A 16511-nucleotide genomic window follows, 5' to 3' on the forward strand; every position below is an offset into this window, starting at 1 on the left:
GCCAGGAGGCGAATCGGTTCGGGGTGAAGCAGCCCGTTATTTTGTTGTGGGCGACGCCCGGTGTCAACAAAAATTTCGAGAAATCGTCACGACTGAATACGCACGCCGTGCAGGGCGGCGCGCTGCCGGTCAGACGTTGAAGCGGAAATGCAGCACATCGCCTTCCTGGACGCGGTATTCCTTGCCTTCCAGGCGCAGACGCCCGGCGTCGCGCGCACCGGCTTCGCCACGGTACTTGATGAAGTCGTCGAAGCCGATCGTCTCGGCGCGAATGAAGCCCTTCTCGAAATCGGTATGGATCACCGCTGCGGCCTGCGGCGCAGTGGAGCCCGCCCGAACCGTCCAGGCACGCACTTCCTTGACGCCTGCCGTGAAGTAGGTCTGCAGGCCCAACAGCGTGTAGGCCGCACGAATGACGCGATTGAGGCCGGGCTCGTCCAGGCCGAGATCGGCCAGGAAGGTGTCGCGGTCTTCGTCGTCGAGCTGGGACAGCTCTTCTTCGATGGCAGCCGAGACCGGCACCACTTCGGCGCCTTCGGCAGCGGCGTGCGCACGCACCGCATCCAGGTGCGGATTGTTCTCGAAGCCGTCTTCCAGCACGTTGGCGATGTACATCACCGGCTTGAGCGTCAACAGGAACAGGTCGCGCACCAGCGCCTTCTCTTCCTCGTCCAGACCGGCCGCACGCCCCGACTTGCCGTCGGCCAGCGCGGCCTGCAGCTTGGCCAGGACCGGCTTGCGCGCCGCTGCGTCCTTGTCGCCGCCCTTGGCGCTGCGCTCGGCGCGATTGAGCGCCTTTTCCACGCTGTCCAGGTCGGCCAGCGCCAGCTCGGTATCGATGGTTTCGATATCGGCGATCGGGTCGACCTTGTTGTTGACGTGGATGACGTCATCGTTCTCGAAGCAACGCACCACATGGGTGATCGCATCGACTTCGCGGATGTGCGCCAGGAACTTGTTGCCCAGCCCTTCCCCGCTGGCCGCACCGGCCACCAGGCCGGCGATGTCGACGAACTCGACCGCGGTGGGGATCAGCTTCTGCGGATTGACGATCTCGGCGAGCTGGTTGAGACGCGGATCGGGCACCGGCACGATGCCGACGTTCGGCTCGATGGTGCAGAACGGAAAATTGGCCGCAGCGATGCCCGCCTTGGTCAGCGCGTTGAACAGGGTCGACTTGCCGACATTGGGCAGGCCGACGATGCCGCATTTGATACCCATGGGTCACATCCGGGATTCGGGATTCGGGATTGGGGATTCGTCGCGACGCCTGGCCGCGAATCCCCAATCCCCAATCACGCGCCCCTGCTGGTATGCAGACGCTTCATCGCTTCGTTGAAATTGCCTTCCATCGCCAGCGGCAGCACGTCGATGGCTGCATCCACGGCCGCGCCGATCGCCGCATCGTCCTCGCGCCCTGCCCGCCCCAGCACCCATGGCACCACGCGGTCCTTGTGACCGGGATGGCCGATACCGACCCGCAACCGATGGAACTTGCCGTGCCCGAGCAGGCGGATGGTGTCGCGCAGGCCGTTCTGGCCGCCGTGACCGCCATCGAACTTGAGCCGTGCCGTGCCCGGTGCCAGATCCAGTTCGTCGTGTGCGACGAGCAGCTGCTCCGGCTCGATCTTCCAGAACCGCAATGCGGCGGTGATCGACTTGCCACTGAGATTCATGAAGGTGGCCGGTTTGAGCAGCCAGACCGGTTGCCCCGCAAGATCGACCTTGGCCGTCTCGCCGAACAGCTTGCTGTCCAGGCTCCAGCGGGCGCCACTGCGCTCGATGAGGGCATCGACGAAACGAAACCCGGCGTTGTGCCGGGTTTGCGCGTGTTCGGGACCGGGATTGCCCAGCCCGACGATCAGACGAAGTGCAGACATGCCAGTGACCGCAGCCGATTCCCCGCATGCGGCGAGGAATCGGCCAGCGGATTACTTGGTCTCTGCGCCTTCGCTGCCTTCTTCACCGGCAGCGTCTTCTTCCTCGACGCGCACGTGCTTGGCGGCGACCACGGCAACGTCGTGTTCCTTGCCCAGCTTCAGCTCGGGGATCTCGACACCGGCCGGCAGCTTGATCTCGGACAGGTGGATCACGTTGCCCACTTCCAGGTTGGCCAGATCGATCTCGATGAACTCCGGCAGGTCCTTCGGCAGGCACACCACCTGGACTTCGTTGAGCTCGTGGGTGACGACCACTTCGCTCGACTTGCCGGCCGGGGAGCTGGCTTCGTTGATGAAGTGCAACGGCACGGCGGCGCTGAGCTTCTCGTTGGCGCTGACGCGCTGGAAGTCGATGTGCATGATCAGCTGCTTGAACGGATGGCGCTGCATGTCACGCAGCAGCACCTGCTGCACGTCGCCATTGAGGTTCAGGTCCAGGATCGACGAGTAGAACCACTCGTTCTGCTGGGCGAGCCAGATCTGCTCATGGTTGAGCTGGATGCTGACCGGCTCCAGATCGCCACCGTAGACGATGGCCGGAATGACGCCAGCGTGACGCAGGCGGCGGCTCGCACCCTTCCCCTCGTCTGCGCGGCGCTCGACCTTGATTTCGTGAGTCTTTGCCATGTTGTTTCACTACCTAGATTGGAATACCGCCTCGCGGCGATGAAGCGTCTCACCCGCGACCAGGAGAGACGTGTTGCCGGCGCCCGCGCCTGCGGGCACCGAATGGGGTTAGTCGACGTAGAGCGAGCTGACCGACTCGCCGAAGGCGATGCGGCGGATGGTCTCGGCCAGCAGTTCGGCCACGCTCAGCTGGCGGATCTTCGCGCACGTGCGGGCGGCGGCGCTCAGCGGGATCGTGTCGGTGACCACCAGCTCGTCGAGCTGCGAATTGTTGATGTTGTCCACCGCCGGGCCGGACAGCACCGGGTGTGTGATGTAGGCCACCACCTTGAGCGCACCGCGCTGCTTGAGCGCTGCGGCGGCCGCACACAAGGTGCCGGCGGTATCGACCAGGTCGTCCACCAGCACGCAGGTCTTGCCCTGCACGTCGCCGATGATGTTCATCACGGTGGCGACGTTGGCGCGCGGACGGCGCTTGTCGATGATGGCCAGATCGGCATCGTCCAGACGCTTGGCGACGGCGCGCGCGCGCACCACGCCACCCACGTCCGGCGAGACCACGATCAGGTTGTCGGTGCCGTAGGCGCGCCAGATGTCGGCCAGCAGCAGCGGCGAGGCGTAGACGTTGTCCACCGGCACATCGAAGAAGCCCTGGATCTGGTCGGCATGCAGGTCCACCGTCAGCACGCGGTCGGCCTCCATCGCGCAGATCATCTTGGCGGCGACCTTGGCGGTGATCGGCACGCGCGAAGAACGCATGCGGCGATCCTGGCGCGAGTAGCCGAAGTACGGGATCACGGCAGTGACCGACGCGGCGCTGGCGCGCTTGAGCGCGTCGATCAGCACCAACAGTTCCATCAGGTTCTCGGCGCTGGGCGCGCAGGTCGGCTGGATGACGAACACTTCCTGCCGGCGCACGCTTTCTTCGATCTCGACCTGCACCTCGCCATCGGAGAAGCGGGTGACCAGCGCCTTGCCCATGCGCACGCCCAGTTCCTTGCAGATGCTCTGGGCAAGCGGCTTGTTGGCGTTGCCGGAGAACACCAGCAGGTTACGTTGGTCTTGCATGGGATCTCTCGGGCGGCGGCGAAGAGCGTGCGATGGTGGAGCTGGACAAAGCCGACCCAATGCCGGGCTTTTTGTCCAATCCCCGCACATGGATGTGCGGGCTTTTTGCAGAGGGACCTGCATCACTGCATCAATAACTGGCAGGGGCGGTAGGATTCGAACCTACGAATGCCAGGATCAAAACCTGGTGCCTTGGGCCTCTTGGCGACGCCCCTGCATCAAACCTGTCACGCGTCCAGTGCGTCGAGCAAGGGCGAGTGCACTGCACCCTCCACCACCCACGCCCGCAGGCTGCCCGGCAACTGCGCCAGCGCCTGCTCTGCAGCGGTGCGCGTGGCGAATTCGACGAAACAGCCGCTTCCCGACCCGGTCAAACGCGGCGTTCCGATCCTGGCCAGTGCCTGGAACACAGCCTCGACGGCAGGTTCCCGGCGCCGCAGGACCGGCTCGAACGCATTGTCGAGCAGAGAACCGGAAGCGAAGTCCGCTATTTTCGCGGGCGCGGCATCCCGCGTCAATTCCTGTGATCGAAATAGCGCCGGCGTGGGCACGTGAACGCCAGGATCCACCAGTACATAGGCCGCGTCCGCCAGCGTCATGGGAGTCAGCTTCTCCCCCACGCCCTCGGCCCAGGCGTTATGCCCGCGCACGAACACCGGCACGTCCGCACCCAGCTGCAAGCCCAGCCCGGCCAGTGCATCGACCGGCAAACCCAGGCCCCACAAGGCATTGAGCGCGACCAGCACGGTGGCCGCGTCCGATGAGCCGCCACCGAATCCGCCACCGGCGGGGATGCGCTTGTCGACGCGAATCTCGGCACCGGCCTGGGTGGCGGCGGCCGACTGCAGCAGGCGCGCAGCCCGGATCACCAGATCGTCGTCCTCAGCGATGCCCGGCAGGCTGTCGCCGATACGCCGGATCCGGCCGTCGTTGCGCACACGAAGATGAATGGTGTCCCCCCAGGCCAGCAGCCGGAATACGGTCTGCAGCAGGTGGTAGCCATCGGCGCGGCGCCCGATGATCCGCAGAAACAGATTCAGCTTGGCCGGCGCGGGCCACGCCGACCAGTCGCTACCCGGCGCGTCCATCAAGGCGACACTGTCCACTGGTCCACCAGCAGGCGCACCTTGGCCTCGCCCTGGCGAGCCTCGATGCGCTGCGGTAGTTCGGGCAGACCGTCGCCGGCCAGTGCCCAGGCCAGGAAATCGATGGTCCAGCCGTCCTGATGCACGGTGCGCAGGCGGCCGGCGGCGTCCAGGTCGACGCGCTGCGCGCCGGCCTCGGCGATCCGCAGCGCGCGCACCCAGTCCGGCATCCGGTTGACCGGGATGGTCCAGCCGGTGGCCTCGCGCAGCACCTGCTCGGCATCCGGCCCGCTGCGCGGCCCGCCGTCCAGCCCTTCGATGCGACCGGCACCGGTGGCACTATCGCCGGTGAGCACCCAGCTCTGCCGGGTCACTGGCGCACTGAGCTGGACGCGGTAGTGCGCGCCGTCCTGTTGCCAGTCGATGCGGCCACTGCCGCCGTCGCGGCCCTTGCTGATCGCCACCCGGCCCTGGAAGGACCACTGCGGATGCGCCTGCAGCCAGGCCTGGCGCGCCGCTTCCGCGGCGCGCGCGTCATCGGAGACGCGCTCGACCACGGCCGCACCGCTACCCTGCCCGCGCGGCACGCTGACGCAGCCGGACAACCCCGCCAGCACCAGTCCGCTCAGGGCCAGCGCCCGCAGCAAAACGCTCACAGGCCGAACTTCTCGATTGCGCGCTGCAAGGCGCGATTGTCCGGATCCAGCCGGCGCGCTTCGTCGAAGTAGCGCCGCGCCTCGTCCTGCCTGCCGCTGACCCACAGCACTTCGCCCACATGCGCGGCGATCTCCGGGTCCTTGACCAGCGCCCAGGCGCGGCGCAGCTGCACCAGCGCCTCCTTGGTACGACCCATGCGATACAGCACCCAGCCGTAGCTATCGACGATGGCCGGGTTGTCCGGATCGGCGGTGCGGGCGCGATCGATCAGCGCCAGCGCCTCCTTGTAGCGGGTGGTGCGGTCGGCCAGGGTGTAGCCCAGCGCGTTCAGCGCCGCGACGTTCTCTGGTTCGGCCACCAGGATCTTGCGCAGGTCGGCCTCCGCTCGCGGCACGTCGTCGCGCCGTTCCCAGGCCAGTCCGCGGGCGTACAGCAGCGCGCCGTCGTCCGGGTACGCGGCCAGGCCACGCTCGAAGGCGTCCAATTCGCCGGCGGCATCGTTGGCGCGCTGGTGCAGCTCGGCTTCCAGCACGTAGGCATCGCGGCGGGCGTCGTCGTCGGCGCTGGCATCGCCCTGCAGCGCGCGCACCTCGGCCAGCGCCTCGGGTTTGCGGCCCAGTTCGTACAGTGCGCTGGCGGCACGCAGGCGCGCCTCGCTCAGCTGCGGGCCACCGGGCACGCCGCGGTACCACTCCACCGCCTCGTCGTAACGCTTGAGGAATTCGGCGATCTTGCCCAGCAGCAGGCGGCGGTCCGGGTCCGGCTTGGTCGCGTTGCTCCTGAGCTCGCCGTACAACGCTTCCAGCGCGCTGCGGTCTTTCTCCTTGGCCAGCATGGAGGCACGCAAGCCGTAGGTCTGGGTGTCCTGCGGGCCGGTGGACAGCACCCGCGCGGCCGCTTCGGTCTGGCCCATGGCGTCATAGGCGAAGGCCAGTGCGCCGCGCAGTTCGGAGTCCTTGACCGCCTGCGGCTCGACAGCCTTCAGCAGCGCCAGGGCCTCGTCGTTCTTGCCCTCCTGCTGCAGCTGGGTGGCGTGCAGCAAGGCCACGCGCGGCTCTTCGGGGAAGCGGCGCACCACCTCGTCGACGATGCGCTTGGCCAGCGCCGGACGTTCCATGCGCAGCGCCAGCCGGCCGAATTCCTGCCAGGCCTCGATCTGGTTGGGGATGGCACCCGCCTTGACCAGGTCTTCGAGCACATCGGCCGAGGCCTCCGGCTCGCGGCCGCCATTGGCCAGTGCGATCAGCGCAAAGCGCCAGCCGCGCGGGTCCGGTTCCTTGAGCAGGCCGAGCAGATCGCGGCGCGCGGTGCGCAGATCGTTGCGGCGCAGGGCCAGCGAGGCCTCGGTGCTGCGCATGGACATCGACGAGGGCGCGCGGGCGCGCCACAGCGCCAGGGCTTCGATGGCACGCGGATCGTCGTTGGCCAGCATGGCGATGCGGGCGGCGCGCTCGGCCAGGCCGGCATCGCCGGCTTCGGCCTTGGCGGCGTCCAGGTAGGCACGGGCAGCCTCGTCCAGCTGACCGGCCTGCAAGGCGAACTCGCCTGCCAGCACGGGCTCCAGCGAGGAGCTGCCGGCACTGCCGGCGGCGGCGGTGGGCGCCGCTTTCTTCGGTGCTGCAGTGGCACTGGCGGAGACTGCGACCAGCAAAAGAACACACAGGATGCGAATCGGTACAGGCATCGGGAGCAACCGGGCCGTAAAATGGGGCCCTGAATGGCCGCCAGCTTATCGCAAGCAACTGAACAATGACGTTGTGGGTGCTCGGACTGAATCACCAGACCGCACCTGTGGACCTGCGCGAACGCGCGGCGTTCGCAGGTGATGCGCTGCCGCGCGCGCTCGAATCGCTGCGTGCGTTGCCGCAGGTGCGCGAGGCCGCGTTGCTGTCCACCTGCAACCGCACCGAGTTGTACGCGATGGCCGACGACGCTCACACGCTGGCCGGCTGGCTGGATGCGCAGGCGCCGGGATTGGGCGGCCATCTGTACCAGCACCAGGACGCCGCCGCGGTACGCCACCTGTTCCGGGTGGCGACCGGGCTGGACTCGATGGTGCTGGGCGAGCCGCAGATCCTGGGCCAGGTGAAGGATGCCTGGGCCGTGGCGCGTGCGCACGGTGCGCTGGGCAGCGGGCTGGATCGCCTGTTCCAGCAGACGTTCTCGGTCGCCAAGCGCGCGCGCACCGATACCCGCGTTGGCGCCAATCCGGTATCGGTGGCGTCCACCGCCGTGCGCCTTGCACAGGAGTCGTTTGCCCGGCTCAACGAATCGACCGTGCTGCTGGTCGGTGCCGGCGAGACCATCGAACTGGCCGCCAAGCACCTGAGCGAAGGCCGGGTGCGGCGCCTGCTGATCGCCAACCGCACCCTCGCCCATGCGCAGACCCTGGCCAGCCAGCATGGCGGCTACGCGCTGCCGCTGACCGACCTGGAGCGCCATCTGGCCGAAGCCGACGTGGTGTTTTCGGCCACTGCCGCGCGCGAGCCGGTGGTGACGCGGACGCAGGTGGAACAGGCGCTACGCGTGCGCAAACGCAAGCCGATGCTGCTGTTCGACCTGGCGGTGCCGCGCGATATCGAAGCCTCGGTGGCGGAATTGAGCGACGCCTACCTGTATACGGTGGACGACCTGGAGCGCGCGGTCGAAGACAACCGCCGCAGCCGTCGCGAGGCCGCCGACCAGGCCGAGGCCATCATCGACCTGCAGGTGGCGCGCTATGTCGAGACCGTACAGGCCAATGCGCGTCAGGCCCCGCTGAAGCGACTGCGCGCCTTCGGCGACAACACCCGCGACGAGCTGCTGGCCAAGGCGCGCCAGCAATTGCACAACGGCAAGCCGGCCGACGAAGTGCTGGAACAACTGGCGCATGCGCTGACCAACCGCCTGCTGCATCCGCCCACCGCAGCGTTGCGCGATGCCGCGCTCAACAACGACCTGGAACTGACCAGCGCAGCCGACCGGCTGTTCCCGGAAAAGCCCGGTTACCAACATCCCCCTGTAGCTACCCCGATCGTGAGGACTGATGACGCCGACCCTGCGCCGTAAGCTCGAAGCGCTGGCCGAGCGCCGCGAAGAACTGCAGCACCTGCTGTCCGATCCGGACGTGGTGGGCAACAACGACAGGTTCCGCACCCTGTCGCGCGAACTGTCGCAGTTGGAGCCGGTGGCCGTGGCACTGGAAGAGGAAGCGCGCGCCAAGGCCGATCTGAGCGCCGCCGAGGCCATGCGCAACGACCCGGAAATGCGCGAACTGGCCGAGGAAGAGATCGCCGCCGCACAGGCGCGCCTGGACGAACTGGACGCGCAGCTCGCGCTGCTGCTGGTGCCGCGCGACCCGCGCGACGACGGCAACCTGTTCCTGGAAGTGCGCGCCGGCACCGGCGGCGACGAAGCGGCGATCTTCGCCGGCGACCTGTTCCGCATGTACGCCCGCTATGCCGAGCGGCAGGGCTGGAAGGTGGAGATCGAATCGGACAGCCCCGGCGAACACGGCGGCTACAAGGAAGTGGTGGCGCGCGTGGTCGGGCGCGGCGCGTACTCGCGGCTGAAGTTCGAATCCGGCACCCATCGCGTGCAACGCGTGCCGGCCACCGAATCGCAGGGCCGTATCCATACTTCGGCGGCGACGGTGGCGATCATCCCCGAGGCCGACGACGTGGAAGAGATCGCGATCAATCCGGCCGACCTGAAGGTGGACACCTTTCGCTCCTCCGGCGCCGGCGGCCAGCACGTCAACAAGACCGAATCGGCGATCCGCATCACCCACGTGCCCAGTGGCGTGGTGGTGGAATGCCAGACCGAGCGCAGCCAGCACGCCAACCGCGACAAGGCGATGAAGCGGCTGAAGGCGCAGTTGCTGGAGACCGAGCGCAGCAAGGCCGCCGCCGCCGAAGCGCAGACACGCAAACTGCAGGTGGGCAGCGGCGACCGCAGCCAGCGCATCCGCACCTACAGCTTTCCGCAGGGCCGCATCACCGACCATCGCGTGGAAGGGCTGACCCTGTACGACCTGCCCAACATCATTGAAGGCGACCTGGATGGCTTGATCGGCCGGCTGATCCACGAGCACCAGGCCGACGAACTGGCGCGGTTGAGCGACAGCCCGTGAGTGCGCAGGTCCCGCGCGAGCTGCTGCAGCTGCGCGAGGCGGTACGGCACCGGCCCGGCGATTTCGTGGCCTGGTTGATGCTGGCCGATGCCGAACTCGGCATGGGCGCCATTGCGGCCGGTGAGCAGGCGGTGCAACGTGCAATGCTGCTGCAGCCGGGCCACCCGGAAGCGATCGCGCGGCTCGGGCGGGTGCGCTGGGCACAAGCGCGGCACGCCGAGGCGGCCGACCTGCTGCAGCAGGCGTCCGACCTGGTGCCGCAGCATCCGGGAATTGCGCTGTGGCTGGGCCATGCATTGGAAGATGCCGGCCAGCCGGAACAGGCCGCCGCGGCCTACGCGCGCGCGTACCGGCTGCTTCCCGACGAGCCCTACATCGCCGCGCAACTGCTCAACTGGCGGCGTCGCCTGTGCGATTGGCGCGATGTACAGGCGCTGTCCACGCAGGTACGTGCGGCAGTGGCGCAAGGCGCTGCGGCGGTGGAGCCGTTCGCGTTCCTCAGCGAAGACGCCAGCGCGGCCGAACAGCTGGCCTGCGCACGGACCCGCGCGCAGGCCATCGCGACGCTGTTGCAGCCGCTGCCGCCGGTGGCGCTGCGCCGCCAGGGCGCGTTGCGGATCGGGTTCGTCTCCAACGGCTTCGGTGCGCATCCCACCGGCTTGCTGACGGTGGCGCTGTTGGAAGCCTTGCAGCAGCGTCAGCCGGGGCTGCAGGTGCATCTGTTCGCCACCAGCCACGATGACGCAAGCGAGATCCGTGCGCGTCTTGCGCGTGCTACCACGCTGCACGATGTCACCACGCTGGGGCATGTGGATGCCGCCCGGCACATCCGTGCGCAGGGGATCGATCTGTTGTTCGACCTGCGCGGCTGGGGCGGCGGCGGACGCCCGGAAGTGTTCGCCTTGCGCCCGGCACCGCTGCAGTTCAACTGGCTGGCCTACCCCGGCACCTCCGGTGCGCCATGGATGGACTACGTGCTGGGCGATGCGTTCGCGTTACCGCCCTCGCTGGCACCGTTCTACAGCGAGCAGGTGCTGCGCCTGCCGCGCGTGTTTCAACCCTCGGATACCTCGCGCACGGTGGCCGCCCCGCCCTCGCGTGCGGAGTGCGGCCTGCCCGAGCACGGCGTGGTGCTGTGCTGCTTCAACAACAGCTACAAGCTCACTCCGCGCAGCATGGCGCGCATGCTGGCGGTGCTGCGTGCGGTACCGGGCAGCGTGCTGTGGCTGCTGTCCGGGCCAGGCCAGGCCGACGCGCGGCTGCGCGCGGCAGCGCAGGCGCAAGGCGTGGACGCGCAGCGCCTGGTGTTCATGCCGAAGCTGCCGCACCCGCAGTATCTGGCGCGTTACCGGCACGCGGATCTTTTCCTGGACACGCACCCGTACAACGCCCACACCACCGCCTCCGATGCGCTATGGGCAGGCTGCCCGGTGCTGACCACCCCGGGCGAGACCTTTGCCGCGCGCGTGGCAGGCAGCCTGAATCATCATCTGGGGCTGGACGAAATGAATGTGGTCGATGACGCTGCATTCGTGGCCAAAGCCACCGCGCTGGCGAACGATCCGGGCCTGCTGGCTGAGGTGCGGGCGCGTCTGGCCGAGCAACGACAGCGCAGCGGCGTTTTCGATATGGATGGGTTTGCCGACGATCTTGCGACGATGCTGCGGGCGCTGGCGCGGGAGCATGGTTGGTTGGGGGTTTAGAGCAGCCAACAGCATTCCCTGTGCAGCTGCTATGCAGTTGCCAGGCGCGCGGCGGATGATCGAAATTGTCGTGTGCCACGCGCACTCGGAGTCGGAAAGCGCTAACCGCGCTACTGACAACTGCTCGCTACGGTGTCGGCTGCGTTTGATGCGTGGTTGGTAGCTGGTGAAAAACTGCGCTGAAGCGGTGTTGCGGGTCGCCATGGCACTAGACGTCGCAATTGACTACATGCAACCTCTGCGACGGTTGCGCGACTAGTTCGTCCAGGAAATTCTCCATGCGGCTTCGCCCGTACCCTCACCCCAACCCCCGCTCCGCGCCCCAGCCCGCGCTTGCGGCGCGGGCGCTCCAAGGCACGCGCGCCAGTGGCGCGAAAAGCTGTGCCTTTCGCCCCGCAGGAGAGGGGCTTTGGTCAGCGTGCTACTGCCTGGCACGAGGGAGGCTTTGGTTACTGCGCTGGTGCCTGACCCGACTTCACACCGCGGCGCTGTACCCGGCTCGTCAGCCTCGCTAGGCTTGGCGCATGCCATCGACTCCCGACTTCATTCCCCTGCGCCTGTGCGTGCTGACCGTGTCCGACAGCCGCAGCCTGGCCGACGATCGCTCCGGCGACTACCTGGCCGATGCCCTCACCCGGGAAGGCCATCTGCTGCACGAGCGCGCGCTGTGTCCGGACGACCGTTACCGCATGCGTGCGATCGTGTCGGCCTGGATCGCCGATACGCAGATCGACGGCATCCTGGTCACCGGCGGCACCGGCTTCACCGGCCGTGACAGCACGCCGGAGGCGATCACGCCGCTGCTGGACAAGCTGATGCCCGGCTTCGGCGAGATGTTCCGTGCGGTCAGCGTGGACGAAATCGGCACCTCTTCGCTGCAATCGCGCGCGTTCGCGGGGCTGGCCAACCACAGCTTCGTGTTCTGCCTGCCCGGCTCCACCTCGGCCTGCCGCACGGCGTGGGAAAAGATCGTGCGCGCGCAGCTGGATGCACGCACCAGACCCTGCAACCTGGCGACACTGCGTCCACGTCTGGGGCAATAGCCTGCGCGCTCTGCACTTTTGCCGGAACGCGCATGTCGCATCTCAAACGCAAGGCCTACAAGAAACTGCTGGCGCCGCTGCAACTGGAACTGGTCGGCATGGCGCGCTGGCTGCAGCACACCGGCCAACGCGCCCTAGTGCTGATGGAGGGCCGCGACACCGCCGGCAAGGGCGGTGCGATCCAGACCATCGCCAGCCACCTCAATCCGCGGCAATGCCGGGTGGTGGCGCTGCCCAAGCCCAACGATCGCGAAAGCACGCAGTGGTACTTCCAGCGCTATGTCACCCATCTGCCGGCCGCCGGCGAGCTGGTGCTGATGGATCGCAGCTGGTACAACCGCGCCGGCGTGGAACGGGTGATGGGCTATTGCACCGATGCGCAGTACGAAACGTTCCTGCAGCAGGCGCCGGGCTTCGAGCAGATGCTGGTCGATGACGGCATCCTGCTGTTCAAGTACTGGTTGTGCGTGGATCAGGCCGAGCAGGAACAACGCTTTGCCGAGCGGCACGAAGACCCGCTCAAGGGCTGGAAGCTGTCGCCGGTGGACCTGCAGTCGCGCGACAAATACGAGGCCTACACCGAAGCGCGCGAGCGCATGCTCGAGGCGACCCATACCCCGGCGGCGCCGTGGACCCTGGTGGACTTCAACGACCAGAAGCGCGGCCGGCTGAGCCTGATCCGCAACCTGCTGGACCGGCTCCCGGACACCTCGGTACCCGAGGAACCGCTAGCGCTGCCGCCCTTGCACGGCAAGCCGCACAAGGAACGCTACGGCATGCTGGAACCGATCGACGATTACGCCGGCCAGTCCTGAGAGACTTCGTCGCTGGCCGCGGTGGCGCGCGGCAACGGATGCAGGCCGGCCTGACGTTCGGCCTGCTCGGCCTGCAGCACCAGCTGGCTCAGGCGCTGATTGAACAACTGCATGAAACCGCGATGCAGCGGACGCATCGCTTCCATGTAATCCACGTCGTCGGCCTGCGGGCCGAGCGGGCTGCACGACGACAGCAATACTTCGTCCAGGCGCAGCGCGCTGTCGGGCAGGCGCACCAGGGCGGCGCGGCGCAACCAGTCACGCATGCCTTCGCGGTATTCGGCGGCCAGGATGTAGGCCACTTCGACCTGGTCCAGGTCCACGTCCGGGTTCCAGGCCAGCACCTGGATCACCTGCGAGCGCTCGTCCAGCACGCGGCTCTCGGCCACCAGGGCGTGCAATTGCTGCAACAGGCGCCATTGTGTGCCGGCAGCATCGCGCTGCGTGGCGGGCATGGCCTCGATGGCCAGGGCCAGGCGGCGCGCGAACAATGCCGGCACATCGGCCAGCACGGCCGGGCCGGCGTCGGCGCCGAGCAGGAAACGTTCGGTGCGCAGCGCGGCCGTGTCGGGCAGATAGCCGTCCTGCAGCGGACGCATCACGCCGTGATCGAGCAGCGACAACACCACATCCAGCCAGTAGCGGCGCTCCTGTTGCAGCGCGCGGTTGGCAGAGGCGTTGTGCCAGGCACCACGCACCTCGTCCAGGCGGGCGATGCAGGCCTGGGCATCCATGCCGTCCCACGGCGTGCGGGTAGCGTCGTTGGGATCGAAGCTTTCCGCGCTGAGCATGCCGGCGCCGAAGCGATGCCAGGCCGCGCCGCGCTGGGTGCTGGTCGGGTCGAGCCTGGCCGCGCTCGCCGGGGCCGCAACCGCCGGGCGCAGCAATGCCGCGTAGGCATCGGCCCAGGACTCTGGCAGGCGCGCCGAGAGCGGATAGCTGGCGCTGGGCGCACCCAGACCATGCCGCGCCAGGCGCAGGCTCCACACCACTGCACCGATCACGATGCCGCCGAAGGTCCAGGCCAGCAGCCAACCGGCGGCCGCCTGCCCGGGGCGCAGCACCCGCGTCTGCGGCTGCTGGAACAACAGCCAGCCGATCCCCAGCAACGCAGCGAGATAGAGCCACGGCCCCCACTGCGCCAGGACCCGCGTGATGCCGTGGGCAGGCAGGTCGTGCCCGTGAGTGTGATCTTGAGATGGAGCAGCCATTGCATTCCCCTGAACGCCTGATCGCGTTGACAGGGTTATCGGCGAGGCGACCCAACTCTGTTGCCCCGCTGCGTTGGCGTGCGCTTAGCCAGTTACAAAGTCTTCAGACGGCGGCAGCGCACACGGCGTGCGCACCACCGTGGCCACGCTGGCCGCCGGTGGACCCTGCCACAGCCAGCGTTCCAGCGCATCCAGCGCCGCCGGGTCTCCGGCCGCGACGACCTCCACGCTGCCATCGGCCTGGTTGCGCGCATGCCCACGCAGGCCGAGCGCCCGCGCCTGCTCGCGGGTGGAAGCGCGATACCACACGCCCTGCACCACGCCGCTGACCACAAAGCGCGCGGCCTGCATCAGCCGGCCTTGCCGGTGATGCCCACCGCCGTTTCGATATCGCGTGCGGTGACCGGGCCGAGGAATTGCTTGGCCACCTTGCCGTCCGGGCCGATCAGGTAGGTCATCGGCAGGCCGCGCGGCGTGGCGAAGTCCTGCGGCGGCTGGTAGGGGTCGAGGATCGCCACCGGATAGGACACCGGGTGGTCCTTCAGGAATGCCTGCATATCGGCGGTGGTGATGTCTTCGTAGGCCAGGCCCACCACTTCGACGGTGTCGCGCATGGTGTGCAGGGCCGACAGCTCCGGCATCTCCTTCAGGCAGGGCGCGCACCAGGTGGCCCAGAAGTTGACCACCACCCACTTGCCGCGATGCGCGGCCAGGTCGTAGGTCTCGCCCGAGACGGTGGGCAGCGACAGCCTGGGCATCTGCGCGGTCTGCTGCACGACCGAGCTGCTGGCGGCGCCGGCAGGCTCCGGGGTGGCGGGCTTTTCCGCCGGCTGGGCAGGGGCCGCCGGCGCAGTGGTCGCCGGGCCGGCAGCGGGCGTGCCCTCGCCGGTGGGCTTGCAGGCGGTCAGCAACAACAGCGGCAACAGCAGCGCACAGGCGCCGCGCACGAGGCGCACGGTCATGGAGGATCTCCGGGGAGGTGGGTATAGAGGTCGCCGACCGGTTGCGCCAGCACGCTGCGCAGGGGTTGGCGCAGCTGTTCCAGCGCGGCGGCGGCGGCCTGGCCATAGGCATCGTCGCGGCAGGGCAAGGGGCGGTCTTCGATCGGCACGCGCAACTGGCAGTTCTCGTAGAGTTCGGCCAGCGGCACCACGTCCAGATCGCGCGCCAGCAGCCATTGGCCGCGCTCGTCGCGACGCAGCAGGCGGATGCGTTTGAGCTCGCACAGCAGCTCCTGCATCACGGTATCGGTCAGCATCGGTTCCAACGCCAGGATGCGGTCTTCGTCCAGGCCGTTGCCATGGATGCGTGCCTGGCGGAAGCGGCCCAGCAGACGCAGCAGGCCGTAGATCTCGAAGCCCGGCGGCAGGCGCATGGCCTCGGGCTGGTAGCGGAAGGCGGACATCGACGAGGCCAGCGAGGCGCCCAGCAGCACCGACACCCAGCTCAGGTAGATCCACAACAACAGGATCGGCAGCGCCGACAGCGCGCCGTAGATGCGCTGATAGGTCTGGAAATTGCCCAGGTAGAAGCCGAAACCCCACTTCACGATCTCCATCAGGATCACTGCCAGCAACGCGCCCGGCAGCGCATGCCGCAGGCGCACCGCATGCTGCGGCACCACGCGGTAGATCAGCACGATGCAGACGAACTCCACCGCCATCGGCGCCAGCCGCCAGGCGAATTCGGCCAGCCATTGGCCTTCGGTGGTGCGGAACAGCGGCAGCGCGAACACGTAGGCGGCCATCGCCATCGCAGCGGCGGCCAGCATCGTGCCCAGGGTCAGCACCGTCCAGTAAATCAGGAACCGCGTCACCTTGGGCCGTGCGGCGGCCACCCGCCAGATGCTGTTGAAGGTCTGCTCGATGCTGTGCAGGGTGATCAGCAACGAGGCCACCAGCGCGACCATGCCGGCTACGGTGAACTTGCCCAGGTCTTCCAGCGAGCGGTTGAGATAGTTCTGCACCGAACGCGCTGCGCCGGGCACGAAGTTGTTGAAGATGAAGTCGGTCAGTGCGTCCTTCCACTCGTTGAACGCGGGGAAGGCGGACAGCACGCCGAACACCACGATCGCCAGCGGTACCAGCGCAAACACCGTGGTGTAGGCCAGCGAAGCGGCGGCCTGGAACAGGCGGTCGTCCAAGAAGCGGCGCCACAGGAAGCGCCCGAAGCTCACCGTCCGCGCGCGGTCGTGCAGACGTTCTTTCCATTGGTGGAGTTTGTTCACACGCGCCATCGCGCAAGGGTACCC

General features: G+C 67.9%; 16 protein-coding genes and 1 tRNA gene. 5 read left to right on the forward strand and 12 right to left on the reverse strand.

The window, feature by feature from the left end; all coding sequences use genetic code 11:
- Nucleotides 1–129: 129 nt before the first annotated feature.
- From ychF to XcodCFBP4690_RS04700, 8 genes are all read right to left on the reverse strand, one after another.
- Nucleotides 130–1221 carry a redox-regulated ATPase YchF gene (gene ychF / locus XcodCFBP4690_RS04665; protein ID WP_104539842.1) on the reverse strand — a complete coding sequence of 364 codons (1092 nt, stop codon included), beginning with the start codon at nucleotides 1219–1221 and terminating at the stop codon, nucleotides 130–132.
- 74 nt (nucleotides 1222–1295) lie between these two features.
- On the reverse strand, nucleotides 1296–1880 hold the full coding sequence (gene pth, locus XcodCFBP4690_RS04670; RefSeq protein WP_104539843.1) for an aminoacyl-tRNA hydrolase: 585 nt from the start codon (nucleotides 1878–1880) through the stop codon (nucleotides 1296–1298).
- Nucleotides 1881–1931: 51 nt separating this feature from the next.
- Complete coding sequence (locus tag XcodCFBP4690_RS04675) at nucleotides 1932–2567, reverse strand: 50S ribosomal protein L25/general stress protein Ctc (RefSeq protein WP_104539844.1); 636 nt, start codon at nucleotides 2565–2567, stop codon at nucleotides 1932–1934.
- A gap of 108 nt (nucleotides 2568–2675) precedes the next feature.
- The gene (locus XcodCFBP4690_RS04680; protein ID WP_104539845.1) at nucleotides 2676–3635 is read right to left on the reverse strand and encodes a ribose-phosphate diphosphokinase; all 960 of its coding nucleotides are present in this window, start codon (nucleotides 3633–3635) and stop codon (nucleotides 2676–2678) included.
- Between the two features lie 138 nt (nucleotides 3636–3773).
- Nucleotides 3774–3850: transfer RNA gene (locus XcodCFBP4690_RS04685), tRNA-Gln, on the reverse strand.
- Between the two features lie 12 nt (nucleotides 3851–3862).
- Nucleotides 3863–4741: a 4-(cytidine 5'-diphospho)-2-C-methyl-D-erythritol kinase gene (gene ispE / locus XcodCFBP4690_RS04690; protein WP_104539846.1), complete on the reverse strand. Its 879-nt coding sequence runs from the start codon at nucleotides 4739–4741 to the stop codon at nucleotides 3863–3865.
- Nucleotides 4723–5376 carry a lipoprotein insertase outer membrane protein LolB gene (gene lolB / locus XcodCFBP4690_RS04695; protein ID WP_104539847.1) on the reverse strand — a complete coding sequence of 218 codons (654 nt, stop codon included), beginning with the start codon at nucleotides 5374–5376 and terminating at the stop codon, nucleotides 4723–4725. Before lolB ends, ispE begins: the two co-directional genes overlap by 19 nt.
- Nucleotides 5373–7061, reverse strand: coding sequence for a tetratricopeptide repeat protein (locus XcodCFBP4690_RS04700; protein ID WP_104539848.1), 1689 nt, complete (start codon nucleotides 7059–7061; stop codon nucleotides 5373–5375). Before XcodCFBP4690_RS04700 ends, lolB begins: the two co-directional genes overlap by 4 nt.
- A 65-nt stretch (nucleotides 7062–7126) precedes the next feature.
- Between XcodCFBP4690_RS04700 and hemA the strand changes: the two genes are divergently transcribed.
- The 5 genes from hemA to ppk2 all read left to right on the forward strand — a co-directional run bounded on the left by hemA (nucleotide 7127) and on the right by ppk2 (nucleotide 13049).
- Entirely contained in the window at nucleotides 7127–8425 is a 1299-nt protein-coding gene (hemA, locus tag XcodCFBP4690_RS04705; protein ID WP_104539849.1) for a glutamyl-tRNA reductase, read from the forward strand.
- The gene (gene prfA, locus XcodCFBP4690_RS04710; protein ID WP_104539850.1) at nucleotides 8403–9488 is read left to right on the forward strand and encodes a peptide chain release factor 1; all 1086 of its coding nucleotides are present in this window, start codon (nucleotides 8403–8405) and stop codon (nucleotides 9486–9488) included. Before hemA ends, prfA begins: the two co-directional genes overlap by 23 nt.
- Nucleotides 9485–11191, forward strand: coding sequence for an O-linked N-acetylglucosamine transferase, SPINDLY family protein (locus XcodCFBP4690_RS04715; protein WP_104539851.1), 1707 nt, complete (start codon nucleotides 9485–9487; stop codon nucleotides 11189–11191). The genes prfA and XcodCFBP4690_RS04715 overlap by 4 nt, the downstream gene beginning before the upstream one ends.
- 524 nt (nucleotides 11192–11715) lie before the next feature.
- Complete coding sequence (gene moaB, locus XcodCFBP4690_RS04725; protein ID WP_104539853.1) at nucleotides 11716–12234, forward strand: molybdenum cofactor biosynthesis protein B; 519 nt, start codon at nucleotides 11716–11718, stop codon at nucleotides 12232–12234.
- 32 nt (nucleotides 12235–12266) lie between these two features.
- Nucleotides 12267–13049: a polyphosphate kinase 2 gene (gene ppk2, locus XcodCFBP4690_RS04730; RefSeq protein ID WP_104539854.1), complete on the forward strand. Its 783-nt coding sequence runs from the start codon at nucleotides 12267–12269 to the stop codon at nucleotides 13047–13049.
- Here the strand turns inward: ppk2 and XcodCFBP4690_RS04735 are convergent.
- The 4 genes from XcodCFBP4690_RS04735 to XcodCFBP4690_RS04750 all read right to left on the reverse strand — a co-directional run bounded on the left by XcodCFBP4690_RS04735 (nucleotide 13031) and on the right by XcodCFBP4690_RS04750 (nucleotide 16496).
- Nucleotides 13031–14260: a hypothetical protein gene (locus XcodCFBP4690_RS04735; RefSeq protein ID WP_104539855.1), complete on the reverse strand. Its 1230-nt coding sequence runs from the start codon at nucleotides 14258–14260 to the stop codon at nucleotides 13031–13033. The two genes, ppk2 and XcodCFBP4690_RS04735, sit on opposite strands and share 19 nt — an antisense overlap.
- Before the next feature lie 84 nt (nucleotides 14261–14344).
- A complete protein-coding gene (locus XcodCFBP4690_RS04740) occupies nucleotides 14345–14611 on the reverse strand; it encodes an acylphosphatase (protein WP_104539856.1) in 267 nt (88 codons plus the stop codon).
- Complete coding sequence (locus tag XcodCFBP4690_RS04745) at nucleotides 14611–15222, reverse strand: TlpA family protein disulfide reductase (protein ID WP_104539857.1); 612 nt, start codon at nucleotides 15220–15222, stop codon at nucleotides 14611–14613. The genes XcodCFBP4690_RS04740 and XcodCFBP4690_RS04745 overlap by 1 nt, the downstream gene beginning before the upstream one ends.
- Nucleotides 15219–16496 (reverse strand): YihY family inner membrane protein, encoded by a 1278-nt coding sequence (locus tag XcodCFBP4690_RS04750; protein WP_104539858.1) that lies wholly within the window; start codon nucleotides 16494–16496, stop codon nucleotides 15219–15221. Before XcodCFBP4690_RS04750 ends, XcodCFBP4690_RS04745 begins: the two co-directional genes overlap by 4 nt.
- Nucleotides 16497–16511: the final 15 nt, after the last annotated feature.

Source organism: Xanthomonas codiaei (assembly GCF_002939785.1).
Lineage (GTDB): Bacteria > Pseudomonadota > Gammaproteobacteria > Xanthomonadales > Xanthomonadaceae > Xanthomonas > Xanthomonas codiaei.

What these genes read in the sequence shown, in the direction of transcription:
- ychF (WP_104539842.1), bottom strand. Translation starts at nt 1,221, where the DNA reads ATGGGTATCAAATGCGGCATCGTCGGCCTGCCCAATGTCGGCAAGTCG.
- pth (WP_104539843.1), bottom strand. Translation starts at nt 1,880, where the DNA reads ATGTCTGCACTTCGTCTGATCGTCGGGCTGGGCAATCCCGGTCCCGAA.
- XcodCFBP4690_RS04675 (WP_104539844.1), bottom strand. Translation starts at nt 2,567, where the DNA reads ATGGCAAAGACTCACGAAATCAAGGTCGAGCGCCGCGCAGACGAGGGG.
- XcodCFBP4690_RS04680 (WP_104539845.1), bottom strand. Translation starts at nt 3,635, where the DNA reads ATGCAAGACCAACGTAACCTGCTGGTGTTCTCCGGCAACGCCAACAAG.
- XcodCFBP4690_RS04700 (WP_104539848.1), bottom strand. Translation starts at nt 7,061, where the DNA reads ATGCCTGTACCGATTCGCATCCTGTGTGTTCTTTTGCTGGTCGCAGTC.
- hemA (WP_104539849.1), top strand. Translation starts at nt 7,127, where the DNA reads ATGACGTTGTGGGTGCTCGGACTGAATCACCAGACCGCACCTGTGGAC.
- prfA (WP_104539850.1), top strand. Translation starts at nt 8,403, where the DNA reads ATGACGCCGACCCTGCGCCGTAAGCTCGAAGCGCTGGCCGAGCGCCGC.
- moaB (WP_104539853.1), top strand. Translation starts at nt 11,716, where the DNA reads ATGCCATCGACTCCCGACTTCATTCCCCTGCGCCTGTGCGTGCTGACC.
- ppk2 (WP_104539854.1), top strand. Translation starts at nt 12,267, where the DNA reads ATGTCGCATCTCAAACGCAAGGCCTACAAGAAACTGCTGGCGCCGCTG.
- XcodCFBP4690_RS04735 (WP_104539855.1), bottom strand. Translation starts at nt 14,260, where the DNA reads ATGGCTGCTCCATCTCAAGATCACACTCACGGGCACGACCTGCCTGCC.
- XcodCFBP4690_RS04740 (WP_104539856.1), bottom strand. Translation starts at nt 14,611, where the DNA reads ATGCAGGCCGCGCGCTTTGTGGTCAGCGGCGTGGTGCAGGGCGTGTGG.
- XcodCFBP4690_RS04745 (WP_104539857.1), bottom strand. Translation starts at nt 15,222, where the DNA reads ATGACCGTGCGCCTCGTGCGCGGCGCCTGTGCGCTGCTGTTGCCGCTG.
- XcodCFBP4690_RS04750 (WP_104539858.1), bottom strand. Translation starts at nt 16,496, where the DNA reads ATGGCGCGTGTGAACAAACTCCACCAATGGAAAGAACGTCTGCACGAC.